Source organism: Chroogloeocystis siderophila 5.2 s.c.1 (assembly GCF_001904655.1).
GTDB lineage: Bacteria > Cyanobacteriota > Cyanobacteriia > Cyanobacteriales > Chroococcidiopsidaceae > Chroogloeocystis > Chroogloeocystis siderophila.
This window is the reverse complement of sequence record NZ_MRCC01000017.1, coordinates 102,390-116,684: the sequence shown is the minus strand read 5'-3', so window position 1 is coordinate 116,684 and position 14,295 is coordinate 102,390. Positions and strand designations below refer to the sequence as shown.

12 protein-coding genes and 1 pseudogene are annotated in these 14,295 nt (G+C 42.0%); 10 read left to right on the top strand and 3 right to left on the bottom strand.

From position 1 onward, the window contains the following. Positions 1-422: 422 nt before the first annotated feature. Positions 423-749: pseudogene (locus tag NIES1031_RS18930) on the top strand (ATP-binding protein); the annotation flags it as partial. Between the two features lie 355 nt (positions 750-1,104). On the opposite strand, the gene NIES1031_RS18925 reads toward NIES1031_RS18930, so the two are convergent. After that, positions 1,105-1,653, bottom strand: a complete 549-nt coding sequence (locus tag NIES1031_RS18925; RefSeq protein ID WP_269086031.1) for a DUF2459 domain-containing protein — start codon at positions 1,651-1,653, stop codon at positions 1,105-1,107. A gap of 514 nt (positions 1,654-2,167) precedes the next feature. Between NIES1031_RS18925 and NIES1031_RS18920 the strand changes: the two genes are divergently transcribed. Further along, entirely contained in the window at positions 2,168-2,941 is a 774-nt protein-coding gene (locus NIES1031_RS18920; protein ID WP_218596862.1) for an alpha-amylase family glycosyl hydrolase, read from the top strand. Continuing rightward, positions 2,877-3,200 carry a hypothetical protein gene (locus tag NIES1031_RS25120; protein WP_218596861.1) on the top strand — a complete coding sequence of 108 codons (324 nt, stop codon included), beginning with the start codon at positions 2,877-2,879 and terminating at the stop codon, positions 3,198-3,200. Before NIES1031_RS18920 ends, NIES1031_RS25120 begins: the two co-directional genes overlap by 65 nt. 236 nt (positions 3,201-3,436) lie before the next feature. On the opposite strand, the gene NIES1031_RS18915 is transcribed toward NIES1031_RS25120, so the two are convergent. Next, positions 3,437-5,695 carry an FdhF/YdeP family oxidoreductase gene (locus NIES1031_RS18915; protein WP_073551030.1) on the bottom strand — a complete coding sequence of 753 codons (2,259 nt, stop codon included), beginning with the start codon at positions 5,693-5,695 and terminating at the stop codon, positions 3,437-3,439. Between the two features lie 197 nt (positions 5,696-5,892). Between NIES1031_RS18915 and NIES1031_RS18910 the strand changes: the two genes are divergently transcribed. From NIES1031_RS18910 to NIES1031_RS18890, 5 genes are all read left to right on the top strand, one after another. Further along, positions 5,893-6,768, top strand: coding sequence for a DUF6920 family protein (locus NIES1031_RS18910; RefSeq protein ID WP_073551029.1), 876 nt, complete (start codon positions 5,893-5,895; stop codon positions 6,766-6,768). 226 nt (positions 6,769-6,994) lie between these two features. Beyond that, on the top strand, positions 6,995-7,762 hold the full coding sequence (locus NIES1031_RS18905) for an SDR family NAD(P)-dependent oxidoreductase (RefSeq protein WP_073551028.1): 768 nt from the start codon (positions 6,995-6,997) through the stop codon (positions 7,760-7,762). Positions 7,763-7,965: 203 nt separating this feature from the next. Further along, positions 7,966-8,961 (top strand): ketol-acid reductoisomerase, encoded by a 996-nt coding sequence (gene ilvC, locus NIES1031_RS18900; protein WP_073551027.1) that lies wholly within the window; start codon positions 7,966-7,968, stop codon positions 8,959-8,961. Between the two features lie 184 nt (positions 8,962-9,145). After that, positions 9,146-10,093, top strand: coding sequence for a prolyl aminopeptidase (gene pip / locus NIES1031_RS18895; protein ID WP_073551026.1), 948 nt, complete (start codon positions 9,146-9,148; stop codon positions 10,091-10,093). A 443-nt stretch (positions 10,094-10,536) separates the two neighbouring features. Beyond that, the gene (locus tag NIES1031_RS18890) at positions 10,537-11,310 is read left to right on the top strand and encodes an SDR family oxidoreductase (protein ID WP_073551025.1); all 774 of its coding nucleotides are present in this window, start codon (positions 10,537-10,539) and stop codon (positions 11,308-11,310) included. Positions 11,311-11,368: 58 nt separating this feature from the next. Here NIES1031_RS18890 and NIES1031_RS18885 read toward each other — a convergent pair whose 3' ends face one another. Beyond that, a complete protein-coding gene (locus NIES1031_RS18885) occupies positions 11,369-11,632 on the bottom strand; it encodes a hypothetical protein (RefSeq protein WP_143167818.1) in 264 nt (87 codons plus the stop codon). Between the two features lie 373 nt (positions 11,633-12,005). Here NIES1031_RS18885 and NIES1031_RS18880 point away from each other — a divergent pair, with 373 nt between their 5' ends. Then, positions 12,006-12,869, top strand: a complete 864-nt coding sequence (locus NIES1031_RS18880) for a Tab2/Atab2 family RNA-binding protein (RefSeq protein ID WP_073551023.1) — start codon at positions 12,006-12,008, stop codon at positions 12,867-12,869. 87 nt (positions 12,870-12,956) lie between these two features. Then, positions 12,957-14,267 carry a TldD/PmbA family protein gene (locus tag NIES1031_RS18875; RefSeq protein WP_073551022.1) on the top strand — a complete coding sequence of 437 codons (1,311 nt, stop codon included), beginning with the start codon at positions 12,957-12,959 and terminating at the stop codon, positions 14,265-14,267. The last annotated feature ends 28 nt before the right edge of the window (positions 14,268-14,295 follow it).

Below are 14,295 nucleotides of genomic sequence, written 5' to 3'. Positions count from 1 at the left end.
GCATTTCATTCTTCCATTTTTTTGGCAAAAATATCATTACTCTTTCCGCAACGCCTTATTTTGTGTTGAACGACAATTAAATAGACCGAGTGACGACAATTAACTTGACTAGCTCACCTGGTTGAGGGAAAAAGATTTACCCAAAGCAATAGACACCTAAATGAAAGACACTAGGTAACGTCAATTAATGTCAATTAACAACCTGTCTGGTGTCTGGGAAACGAATCAATTCAATTCAGGTTCAACTATACATGAGAGAGAAGCTGGCTGCCGCCGTTTCCTGCGTGCAGCAAAAGCGGGGCTATCTATTCGTAGTGGCAGACGCATAGAAAAGGGTAAACATCAACCACAAAGGGGGCGACCCCATGACTGGCGGACGCGCTCAGACCCGTTATTAGAGGTATGGGAGAGCGAATTAGTGCCGCCTTCAACTCCAATTAGCACTGCTTAAGCTCGATAAGTATGATTTGTTGATTGTTGATGATATTGGCTATGTTAAAAAGTCCGAATCTGAAACCTCGGTGATGTTTGAGTTGATTACTCATCGATATGAAATTAAGAGCTTGCTCATTACTTCCAATCACCCTTTCAGTTCTTGGGATGAGATTTTTGCTGACTCTACTATGACTGTCGCTGCGGTAGATCGCTTAGTCCATCATGCTGTGATTCTGGAAATCCAAGCCGAATCTTTCCGCAAGCCAGCTGCTGTGCAACAGTCCTCTTCGCGTGGCTTCAAGCGGTCAACATAATTGACGCGATTCAGTCAGGATATTTGACATTTGACAGATGCCTTTCTCAAGTCGACTCGCACAGTAAGCGGAGGTTGAGTTTTCTGCAACTGGGGCTTTGAGCGATTGCTCGGCAGTGTTATCAGCGACTGAGATTGCCTACTTTCACCCCACTGCCCCAGCGAAACCCTCCCAAAGCCTATGCCTTGAAGCACTACCAGCAAGTCCAAGACGCTCGCATTGAGTTCTCGTAAGTGGTGACGTTCTCCTTCTCAAACCATTGACCATAGACGACAGAGTTTTCTGTACCACTAAGGAAAGAAATAATAAGAGATTTGCCTAAACAATTCGAATTGTTATAAATAAAAAATAGTAACTAATTAGGATTTCTGCTTACATGAAACATAACAGCTTGCGGAATTCCAGCCCATAGAGGTGTGTTGATGTTTGCTTGTCTTAATCCTTCGGCAGTCCAATTATTGCTATTTCTTAAAAGTGAATAATGACCTTTTGCCTCATAATAGCTAGCGTCTGATTCATCACTACGCACGAATAATATTGTTTGTCCTTGAGGAGTTAATTCAAAAGAGTTTTGAATAAAGTGTACAGTGTTTAGATAGTTTGAGGTATTGACTCCTACACAGTGAATATCATGACTTTGGGGTATTTCTGGATACCCTTCTACTCGCATAAGTGACCCACGGGAGAAGAATAGAGCTTGTATCCCAAGGGAAACGATTTCCTGAATTTGACTAGGATTTGTAGGATAAAAGTCGCGATCGCCCCAACCAAAACCGAGGTATTGATAATTTCCTGAAGGCTGTTTACCAATTTCTTTAAGATTTAAAAAATGTTGCCAATTATAAATATTATTCTGTACAGGTATAATGATATTAGTATGAATACCAACTTGATTGACACAAATTGTTACATCTTCTTCTTGAGAAAAAGTTTCCCATCTTCTGGGAAGTAATGAAACAAGTAAAAGAACAGAAAAAATACCTGCGAAAACAGCGAAAGAGTAAAAAAAAATTTTTGAAGAACATTGAATTTTTAAAACTTTGATGTAGTTTGGTTGAGAAAAAAAGAATATTGTTTAGCTAGACCTGTAAGAATAATAGCACTTACGGGTAACATTGCTATAAATGCTTCACTCTTACAGAATATCATTTGAGGGCTTGCTGTTGTTCAGGTTTTATGGCTTTGTCTGGGGAGTAGATTGCTTCGATTTTCGCCGATATAGCCTAACTTTTCCAGCCCTCCTTAAGCATTTCTACTTAGTGCAAAGGTGACATGCTTCCAACTAAGATAAGGCTTATGAAAACTTGTAAAGATAAGCTGTGTTTTTGTAGTTACGGTTTCAATGGATAAGCTATTTTTCGGTTAAACCTACTTACAAATATTAAATTTGTGTAGACAAACATAATTTAAAGTCTTGAATGAAGTTGCTTATTTTTGAAGGATCTTCCGAAAAACTGCATAGAGATTTGGTAGATAAGCTAGGCGCTAGAGAACTTGCTGATGGCGTTGTCGAATTTGGGTTGTTTCTTCCTTGGGTATCTGCGAGTGACGTATATCAACTGTGGTTAAAAATTATTCACGAGAAAGATCAGTTTCTCCAAGATATTCCTCCGCATGAGTTTGAATTAACACATTCAGTTGATGCAGAACACGGTGATTATTGGTCGGTTAAAGTCGATATTAAAAGCGAGGCGTTTATACAAAGAAAACATCCGAAATTAACGTGGGGAAGCGAAGATAAATATGTTTATCGCTACTGCTTAAGACATCGCGATCGCATAGAAATCGACTGGATTATTGATCCTTTCGCTAGAGAATTTGGCGTTGGTAAACTTTCTGCATTTACACTAGGATATCAACCTTACGAATGGAGTATAGAAGAAAATGAGTGGAAAACTCCAGCCTTGCATGATTTGATTCTGTATGAACTCATGATTACCGAGTTTGGCGGTGATATTGATGGTGCGATCGCACAGCTTGATTATCTAGCCAATTTAGGTATTAATTGTATCGAAGTCATGCCAGTTTCTCATGTCGGTATGACAGTTGATTGGGGATTTTTACCGATTGGTTACTTTGGAGTCGATGAAAGATTTGGTAATCGCAAAGATTTACAACGATTCATCGATGCTGCACATCAAAGAAAGATTAAAGATTGCGGTAATTTTAGACGCAGTTTATGGTCATACTAGTGACAGCTTTCCTTACAGTTACGTTTATCGCCAGCTAGGTTATCGTGAAAATCCATTTATGGGAACTTTGTTAAAGACTATTTCGGCGAAAGTACTGATTTTAATCGTCAGTTTACCCAAGATTTTTTCTATACAGTTAATTATCACTTGCTGGAAACATATCACGTCGATGGTTTTCGCTACGATTGCATATCCAACTACTGGGATGGTACAACAGGTGATAGGTTTCGTTTGTGTAGGTACGATTTTCACCGCTTAATTATTTACAAAAATACATTAGCTGCAACCCAGTACAGCACGAGAAAGGAAATAACACCTACCCACAAGTAAAGTCTATTATTCAAAAGTTTATTCATCTTGCGTTAGATAACCACAAAACTATAGATGCCACTGGTTATAGTGTATTTTTTCCTGTAGCATCGGACATCTATCGTTCGGATGAGTAGGGGTTGACAAGGTAGCCGAAGTATGTAAGCAGTATTACTTAGTTAGATCCTAATTAGGATAAACAACCACTGGCACTCGCTTGTAAGCAGGTGTACCGGATCGCGCCTCGGTTTTTGCCTTGAAGATAACATTCACTTCAGGATAAAACATCAACGCCGCGCCCTCTCGCACTGCGCCGTAAATGACTTCTATGTTGTCTAACCTACCTGCGTCACCTTGTACCGTAACGTGATCGCCTTGTGCCAAATTTATTTTCTCAGCATCGATGCGGTTCATCAGAATGCAGTGGCGATGAGGCATTCCGCGATAGCGATCGCCAATTTTGTAAACAACGGTGTTGTGTTGTGAATAGCTGCGCCCTGTCATCAATGCGAGAACGAGACAGTTATCAGATTCAACTCCAAAATCTTGGGGTGCGGGTAGGATAAGTTTAGGCAGTGGTGTTGCGAACATTTTTGCCTTTCCTGAGGGAGTTTTGAAGCGGGGTTCGGTAACAATCCGCCCAGAAATAGTAAATTCTTCCTTGGTGTCATCGATAGTTGCAATTTTTTCGTATCCTGGGATAGTTCTAGCAATGAGTTGCCGTACATAGCGCGTATCTTGCATCTTACGCCACTCGACAGGATAGTCACTGAGTAATCGATGTGCAAGTTCGGTTAAAAACTCTACTTCTGAAATTAGATCGGCATTTTTTAAATGCGTTTTACCTTCGTCGTTGAGTCGCACAAAGTTGTTACCTGATTCAACTGTTGTTTTGTGCGGATTTTCAAAACGATTGAGGACAGGAATAATGATTGTATTTGTTTTTGCGAGTCCGTGAAAGTGTCCGATGTTTGGTTTAGTAGCAAGATAAATTATGGTGTCGATATTGCCTAACGCGCGTTTTGCTTGTGTCGAGTCAGGATTTGCACCATAAAGATTACCACCAACACAAATCAGCGTGTCTACCTTACCTGCGTCAGCGGCTTCGATGAGATCGCGGGTATGATAGCCTTGTGGTAAGTTGAGCGATCGCCCTAAAAGCTGTTCTAAAGCCTGCTTAATTTCTTCTTTGAGTTTGACTGTCACACCCATAGAACCAAAGCCCTGCACGTTAGAATGTCCGCGTACAGGCATCACTCCGGCTCCCATTTTGCCAATTTGACCGCTAATTAATGCCGTGTTTGCAATGCTATAAACATTATCAACGCCGTTGGTATGTTGCGTAATTCCCATTGCCCAACCAAAGACAGCATTCTTTGATGTGCCAATGATTGTTGCGGCTGTTTCAATTTCTGATTGCGAGACACCACAAGTGGCGGTGATAGTTTCCCAAGAAAGCGATCGCGCGTCTTCTATGACAGCTTCCCATCCTTCAGCGTGTGCTTGGAGAAACGCCTGATCGATGTATCCTTTTTCAATTAACGCTTTTTGGATACCAACAAACAATGCGACATCACTACCAGGAATCGGCTGAAGATACAGCGAAGCAATTTCCGAACCAGGAATCAAAGATTTGACAGGAAATGCAGGCGAACCAAATTTCACTAACCCGATTTCCATCACCGGATTAATGACAATGACTTTACCACCGCGATCGCGTATTTTAATCAACTCATTCATCAAACGAGGATGATTATATGCAGAATTTGCGCCTGCCAATACTACACAATCTGCTTGTTTCAAGCTTTCTAGGCTGACAATTGAGGTGTTTGTGCCAAACATCGCTTTGAGTGCGGTTGTGGAAGGTGCATGACACAAATCTGAACAATCTGCGAGATTATTAGAACCGAGCGTTCGCAGCATCAGTTGTAGTAAAAACGCCGCTTCATTAGAACCACGCCCCGAACTATAAGACGCAACGCGTTCGGGTGGTTTCTGAAAAGCGGTGGTAGCGATCGCATATATCTCATCCCAAGAAATGCGATCGTAGTGCGAACTTCCCGCGCGCAAAATCACCGGAAAACTCAGTCTTCCCAAGCGATCGGCTTCTAGCGAAGATAATTGTTGCAGCGCGGCGATTGAATGCGTTTCAAAAAAATGTTTGGGAACCGGAGGCTGAATTTCGGCTGAAATTGCTTCAACACTTTTCATACAACGTTGCAACTTTTCACCGACTTCGTTCGTAAATCCACCCTTTTGCCCACCTGTACCCCAAGAACAGGATAAACAAGCACTATGATGAAACAGCGTTTTCCACAGCTTTGAACCTTCCGGTGATAGCGTATGCTTTGCCCAATACTCAATTACAGGTAACCCACCACCAATTTCCGGTGTATCCTCATTAGTTTCATTAAAAGGCGGTTGGGATTGTGCGTTGGTATCCATAAAGCTACAGCAGCAAAAGTCTTTACTTGTGACCGTAACGCAAATTCAAGAATGCGAGAACTCATCAATAGATAGATTTTCATAGTAGTTTGTACCTTCGCCTCACAAATTCCTCATGATATTTTCCTAACTTAGTATGTACGCAGAGATGGTGACAAGAACTTTTAGGAACTCAAACCATCAAAGAGGCAAGAGAGATGTTAACTACAGTTTATTTGAGTATCGGTGCCTTAGGAGCGATCGCATTTGTTGTTGCGACTTTGCAACTCAGACAAAAACAACAGCTAAACCAAATTTGGCAATCGCTAGAAACTCAACCAGAAGGTAAGTATTTTACCCAAGAAATGATTGCAACCTTACCTGCACCCGTACAGCGCTACTTTTTACACGCTATAACTCCAGGAACACCCCTTGCAACTTCCGTACGTCTCAAAATGAGTGGTAGCTTGAGAATGGGGCAAGATCAACCTTGGCTACCAATGCAAGCCGAAGAAATTATTTCAGTGAAAGGCTTTGTTTGGCAAGCAACAATTGGTCATGGTTTGTTGCAATTTAAAGGAGCTGATTCCTATGCTAATGGTATAGCCAGAGTGCAATTTGCACTCTGGGGACTTTTACCCCTGATCAATGCGCATAATCCTAACATCACTCGCTCTAGCATGGGGCGATTAGTAGCAGAATATATCTGGCTACCTTCAGTCTTACTTCCCCAAAATGGTGTAACTTGGCAAGCAATTGACGAAAACACAATTCAAGCAAGTTTAAAAGCTAACGGCGAACCAGTGACGCTAACTTTAACAATTGATACTAACGGTAAGCCCATAAAACTTTCTTTCCCACGTTGGAGCGATCTTGCAAAAGATATTGATTGGACTTACATTCCTATGGGTGGTGAATTTCCAGCAGAACACAACTTCGGTGGTTATACCATTCCTTCACAAGTCATTCTAGGTTATTGGTTTGGTACAGACCAATATTATGAATCTTTCCACGGCACACTTGAACAAGTTGAGTTTTTAGGAATATCAAAGGAAGTGCCGTCATATCAAATGACTACATCACCAATTCTCTAAATTTCCACAACAGATTCAAAACCAAAACTAAATCTGATTTCTTGAAATACTAGTTATGAAGTGATACAGCAATCTATTATATCTCTTCCTTTTGCGTTCTTCGTGCCTACTGTATGGGAAGGCTGCGCCAATGTGGTTCGTTTCAAAAAAAAGATTTTACAACAAGTCGAACAAGTTCATCATATTCTTTATTTCCAGATAATCCAACACCATAGGAGCATCTATCATGAATCGAGTCAAAGACAAAGTCGTTATTGTCACAGGTGGTGCAGCAGGTATCGGTAAAGCCACCTGCGTTTTATTAGCAAAAGAAGGCGCTAAAGTTGCAGTAACAGATATTTTGAACGCCGAAGGTAAAACGCTTGTAGAAGACATTAAAAACAAGGGTGGCAAAGCAGCATACTGGCATTTAGATGTTTCTCAAGAAACACAAGTCGAAAAAGTCTTCACAGAAGTTCTCCAGAAGTGGGGAAAAATTGATGTTTTAGTAAATAATGCTGGAATTTCTGGAGTTAACAAACCTACTCATGAGATTACAGAAAAAGAATGGAATTCTTTAATGGCAGTTAACGTCAATGGTGTTTTTTTCTGTACCAAATATGCAATTCCAGCAATGATAAATGCTGGCGGCGGCAGTATTATCAATTTTTCTTCAATTTATGGACTGGTTGGTGCGGCAGATAGTCCACCATATCATGCATCAAAAGGTGCAGTGCGGTTAATGAGTAAAACCGATGCCTTGTTATATGCCAAAAATCATATTCGTGTCAATTCAGTGCATCCTGGTTTTATTTGGACACCAATGGTAGAAACTTTTCTCAAACAGCAAGGTGATGTTGAGACTGCACGACAAAAGTTAGATAGTTTGCATCCGATAGGACATATGGGCGATTCAGATGATATTGCCTATGGTATTCTTTATCTAGCTTCTGACGAGTCTAAATTTGTGACAGGTGCAGAACTAGTCATTGATGGTGGTTACACAGCACAATAGCCGAGAATAATTTGTAGTTCGTAATTTGCCGTAGGCTTAAGCCTACAAATGCGTAATTCATAATAGGTTTAACTCTGTAGAGTTAAGTCTAATTTGTAGTTGAAGAATTGAAGAGTTGTTACTAACCAGAATTAGGCTGCCCATTTTGGGGTAAGATAAAAAATTTGCAGTAATTTAGACACTTGACCGAAGGAGTTGCCCCTATGGCTCGGATGTATTATGACACTGATGCCAACTTAGATCTTTTAGCACAAAAAACAATTGCCATTATTGGCTATGGTTCTCAGGGTCATGCCCATGCCTTAAATTTGAAAGACAGTGGCATGAATGTCATCGTTGGGCTGTATCCAGGTAGCAAGTCAGCAGCAAAAGCCGAAGCCGCAGGGTTGAAAGTTCATTCGGTGAGTGATGCAGCCGCAGCCGCAGATTTTATCATGATTTTGCTACCCGATGAAGTGCAAAAAAGTGTCTACAAAGACGAAATTGAACCGAATCTAGCTGAAGGCAAAGTTCTTGCTTTCGCACACGGATTCAACATTCACTTTGGTCAAGTTGTACCACCCGCCAATGTAGATGTGGTGATGATCGCCCCCAAAGGACCAGGACATTTAGTGCGGCGCACATACGAACAAGGACAAGGCGTACCTGCGTTATTTGCAGTGTATCAAGATGCCAGTGGTCAAGCACGCGATCGCGCCATGGCGTACGCAAAAGGTATCGGTGGAACTCGCGGCGGTATTCTTGAAACAACTTTCCGCGAAGAAACGGAAACCGATTTATTTGGCGAACAAGCGGTTCTTTGTGGTGGCTTGAGTGCATTAATTAAAGCCGGATTTGAAACACTCGTTGCAGCCGGATATCAACCTGAACTCGCGTATTTTGAATGTCTGCATGAAGTCAAATTGATTGTAGACTTAGTTGTAGAAGGCGGTTTAGCTAAAATGCGCGATAGCATTTCTAACACTGCTGAATACGGCGACTATACTCGCGGACCCAGAATCGTTACCGAACAAACCAAAGCAGAAATGCGCAAGATTCTTCAGGAAATTCAAGCAGGGCAATTTGCCCGTGAATTTGTCTTAGAAAATCAAGCGGGTAAACCTGGATTCATTGCGATGCGCCGTCAAGAAGCCGAACACCCAATTGAGGAAGTCGGTAAAGATCTACGCGCTATGTTCAGTTGGATGAAGAAAGATTAGACTGTGAAGAAGGGATCAGAGGTCAGAGGTCAGGGGTTAGAGTTATAGATTTTATCTGAACCAAAGTTTGCGCTACTCGTCTCCTGATTTCTAATTAATCACCGTTGACTTCTCATGTGATACCCAGTGATTAAGCGCTGACCTCTGATCCCCAACCTCTGATCCCTCCTCAAATTGTCTTCTCATGCGAGAACTTTACCCACTCGTTGCACCTTACAACGAAGGAAACTTAAAGGTTTCTGACTTGCATACGATTTACTACGAAGAGTCAGGTAATCCCCAGGGTAAGCCTGTAGTTCTACTTCATGGAGGACCTGGGGGCGGGTGTCCGCCATTTTATCGCCAATATTTTCACCCTGAAAAGTGGCGAGTTGTCATGTTCGATCAGCGTGGTTGTGGTAGAAGCACGCCCCATGCAGAACTGCGTGAAAATACAACGTGGGATTTAGTCAGTGATATTGAAAAATTACGCGAACACTTAAAAATCGAGCGCTGGGCGGTTTTTGGTGGTAGCTGGGGAAGTACTTTATCTTTAGCTTACAGCCAAACGCATCCTGAACGTTGTACAGAACTTATTCTTCGTGGGATTTTTTTGTTACGTCAAAAAGAATTGTACTGGTTTTATCAAGACGGTGCGAGTAACATTTTTCCTGATGCTTGGGAAGAATACGTTAAACCAATTCCTGAATCTGAACGCAATAATTTTCTTGTTGCTTACTACAAGCGCTTGACGAGTTCTGATGCGCAAACGCGGCTCAAAGCAGCCCGTGCGTGGTCAATATGGGAAGCAAGTACAAGTAGATTATATCCTGATCCGAATTTGATTCAAACTTTTGGGGAAAGTAATTTTGCAGACGCTTTTGCCCGAATTGAATGCCATTATTTCATTAACAAAGGTTTTTTTGATTCTGAAGAGCAACTGCTACTCAATGTCAGTCGAATTCGTCACATTCCCGCTGTGATTGTTCAAGGACGCTATGATGTTGTGTGTCCGATGATTTCAGCATGGGAGTTACACCAGGCTTGGCAAGAGGCAGAATTTATTGTTGTTCCTGATGCAGGACATTCGATGAGCGAACCAGGAATTCGCAGTGCTTTAATTGCAGCAACAGATAAATTTGTAGAACATTAGTAGAATAACTTTGTAATCGCCTTTACTTAAATTGGTAAGAAGGCTATGATAGCCAAAGCATATTTAAGCTGAGTTAAAAAAATTAGTCAGGTGTTTTTTTGTTTTATCTAAAGTTGCCATTGAAGCATGGCACCTGCCTGTCTTTATCTTTAGTTATATGAGACGAAAGATTAGTTAATTCAGCTTTTTAAGTTCATTGAAATAGAAATTATAATGACATAACAGCAAGTTTTAAATAGCTGTTGGTAAAATAAAAAATACCATTTGCAATTATGCAAACGATATAGTAATCATGCTTTAAAAGCCCTAGTCAATAGAGTTAGGAAATTATAGCAACTCGTAGTGATTTCCCTGAGGGGAGTTTAACTCTGACTCCTGCTATCAAAGCAATTTTGCGGTGACGTCGTTATAAATTAAATATAGCTGAAGGAAAATGACAAAACATGGCTTCAATTCAAGACCAAATTGTACTCATTACAGGAGCAAGTAGTGGTATTGGGGCAGCTTGTGCTAGAGCATTTGCGCAAGGAGGAGCCAAATTAGTACTCGTAGCCCGTCGTTTAGAACGCTTAGAAGAACTAGCCCAAGAATTAAAGCAATATGGTACTCAAGTTTATTGCTTGCAATTAGATGTGTGCGATCGCACCTTTGTCAAATCAGCACTGCGATCGCTTCCTGAACCTTGGCACAACATAGATATCTTAATTAACAACGCAGGTTTAAGCCGAGGCTTAGACAAATTCTACACAGCCGATATTCAAGATTGGGAAGAAATGATTGATACGAATATCAAAGGCTTGCTCTACATAACGCGCTTGCTTGCTCCCAAAATGGTCGAGCGTGGGCGTGGACATATTATTAACATTGGTTCCATTGCAGGACATCAAACTTATCCTGGTGGCAATGTCTATTGTGCAACTAAAGCAGCAGTCAAAGCCCTCTCAGAAGGTATGAAAATGGATCTACTTGGTACTCCAGTGCGCGTGACTTCGGTAGATCCTGGGATGGTAAAAACTGAATTTAGTCAAGTTCGCTTTCATGGCGATGTCGAGCGAGCTAATAAAGTTTATCAAGGAATTACACCTCTGAGTGCCGAAGATGTTGCAGAAATCGTCTATTTCTGCACCACGCGTCCGCCACACGTTAATATTAGTGAATTAATCGTTCTAGCAACAGATCAAGCGAGTGCGACACTGGTTCATCGGTATACTGAGTAGTGGGCGTTGCGGAACTGAAACAGGTATGTTTTTGAGCTACTACAGGTAATCATTATAGTTACTCTCCAATAGGAAGACTCTGCTCAATCTGGATGGTTTGACCTGGAAAACCCTTAGCTTGAACCCGTTGAACAGCAATTGAGGCAGTTCCACCATAGTTGATGCAACCATTATTAGAGTTCGCGGTGGTAAAAAACGCAGTTCTCAGGCGTAATGGTACTGTTGGAAAGACACAAATCCTCCGACGAGGAATATTAAACGCTGTCTCGATGGTTTCAAAATTGTTACTGGTGAAGGTGTGTGTGGCTGTGATGACTGTCATTTCACAACTCCCAATCTGTACAAAGTGCGTTTCGAATGCGTAAACTTTTCGCAGAATTAAGGAAGAAAGCATTTCTGTCACATTTGAATTTGTAACTTCAAGCTTCTAATTACTGACAACAATCTCAGACATCTTTTTTTTCAAAAAAATGTGGGTTTTTGTAAAAAATATTCATGTAATTGGTAATGCAGTGTAGGCTCAGAGATTAAAAGCAAACAGAAGTATTGGAACGAACAACGTACCGTTTACTAGCTTGCTACTACTGCACATGACTGCTGAAAAGTCAGTAGGCTCAATTCTGCTATCATGAAGTCGCGATCGCTTCATTACCTTGTACGATCATAATCAAGTAGCCATATTTTGACGGCAAGGCATGGGCAGTATCTGGGAAATTGATTTCTACTCACGTCCAATTTTGGATGAGAACCAAAAAAAAATTTGGGAAGTTTTAGTATGCGAGAGTCTCACAGATATCCGTACCAAACCGGATTCGCTATTTCGCTTCGCTAAATATTGTCCGAGTACGCAGGTTAACTCAGTTTGGTTGCGCACTGCGTTAGAAGAAGCGATCGCACAAGCGGGAGTGTCTCCTGTCAAGTTTCGCTTCTTTCGTCGTCAGATGAACAATATGATTACGAAAGCTTGCGAAGATTTAGGAATTCCCGCGCAACCGAGTCGTCGGACATTGGCGTTAAATCAGTGGCTGCAACAACGCATGGAGGAAGTATACCCACAAGAACCAGGATATCAAGCCGCGACAAATCCTTCGGTACGTATGGAAGTGCCGCTACCGCAACGTTTACCCGATGCCTTAATCGGGCAACAATGGGCGTTTGTGACGCTAGAAGCTGCCACATTTGCCGATATGCCAGAGTGGGAAATTGGTTTTGGTGAAGCTTTTCCCCTAGAAATCGCAGGCGTCAAAGCTGAAACAAAAATTCCTGGAGTGATCGTGTTATCTCCTCGTGCTATGCCTTTAGCAGGGTGGATGTCGGGTTTGGAGTTAGCCAATATTAAGTTTGACAGCAAAGAAACACCGCAACTCCTCTTAGAAACTGGTGTGACGGAAAGCTGGATCTTGGCTAGTTTCAAAGATCCCCAGATGATTGCAGAAGCCAAAGGTTTTGAAAATGCTAAACAACAAGCTAACGGAGTTCACTTTTTGGCAGTCCAAGCGAACCCAGAGGTAGAAGCTTTTGCAGGATTTTGGCTATTACAAGAACCCAATCTGCCGTAAATTGGTTGCAGAGCCATAAAAGTACCAGCGATCGCCAATCGCTTAGTGCTTAATGCTTCATTACCACTTCCACACTCAGCATCGCTCATGGGTTCTGAAAATTTGCCACAATCATCACTCGCAGAACAATTACTCGATCTCTCCACAAAAGCAGGGGCTGAGGTAGCTGAAGTGTATCAATCGCGATCGCTATCTCGACCGATTTTTTTTGAAGCGAATCGCCTCAAGCAGTTAGAAAGTACTCAAGCCGAAGGAACCGCATTGCGGTTGTGGCGCAACGGACGTCCAGGACTCGCGGTAGCTTATGGATCTGTGGAACCTCAAGCATTGGTAGATCGCGCGATCGCACTAAGTCAACTCAATGAACCTGAAACAATCGAAATTGAGAGTCATTCGCAACCTAGTTATCCTGACTTAGGCGAAGCAGTAAGTGTCGAACAACTCATCGACTGGGGAAAACAAGCGATCGCCCTAATTCGGGATGTTTACCCTGAAGTTTTGATTAGTGCTGAGTGGGATAGTGATGTTGAAACGACGCGATTAGTTAACTCGCTAGGTTTAGATTGCTACTACACTGATACGACGTTGGGGTGTTATGTATCCGCTGAGTGGGTACGTGGCGATGATTTTTTGAGTGTTTCTGACGGACAAACTGAACGCGGTAGCTTACAACCAGAAAAAATTGCGCAGCAAATTATCCAACGCCTTGACTGGGCAACAGAAAATGTCGCATCCCCCACAGGAAGAGTTCCTGTGTTATTTACCTCAAAAGCTGCGGATATGATATGGGGAACTTTACAAGCGGCGTTAAATGGCAAGCGAGTTCTGGAAAAGGCTTCGCCGTGGAGCGATCGCATCGGTAAACCTGTGATTTCTCCTGTACTCACTTTATATCAAGACCCTGAGGCGGGACCATATAGTTGTCCGTTTGACGATGAAGGTACGCCTACGCAACGGGTTGTATTTATTCAAAATGGTATTTTGCAACATTTTTACTGCGATCGCACCACCGGACGTCAACTAAATATCAGTAGTACAGGTAACGGCTTTCGCCCAGGGTTGGGAAGTTACCCCACACCAGGAATGTTTAACTTACTAATTCAGCCTGGTTCGGGTTCACTTCTTGACTTGATTCGCAAACTCGATGATGGAATCATTGTCGATCAAATGTTGGGTGGTGGTGGTAGCATCTCTGGCGACTTTTCCATCAATGTTGACTTAGGCTACCGCGTAAAACACGGTCAAGTTTTAGGACGCGTCAAAGATACGATGGTTGCGGGTAATGTTTACACAGCATTGAAACAATTAGTTGCACTGGGTGGCGATGCTGATTGGAACGGGAGTTGCTACACTCCGTCTGTTGTTGTTGAAGGATTATCAACTACAGGAAGAGGTTGAAGATTAGAATCGAAAAATGTGATTTCTC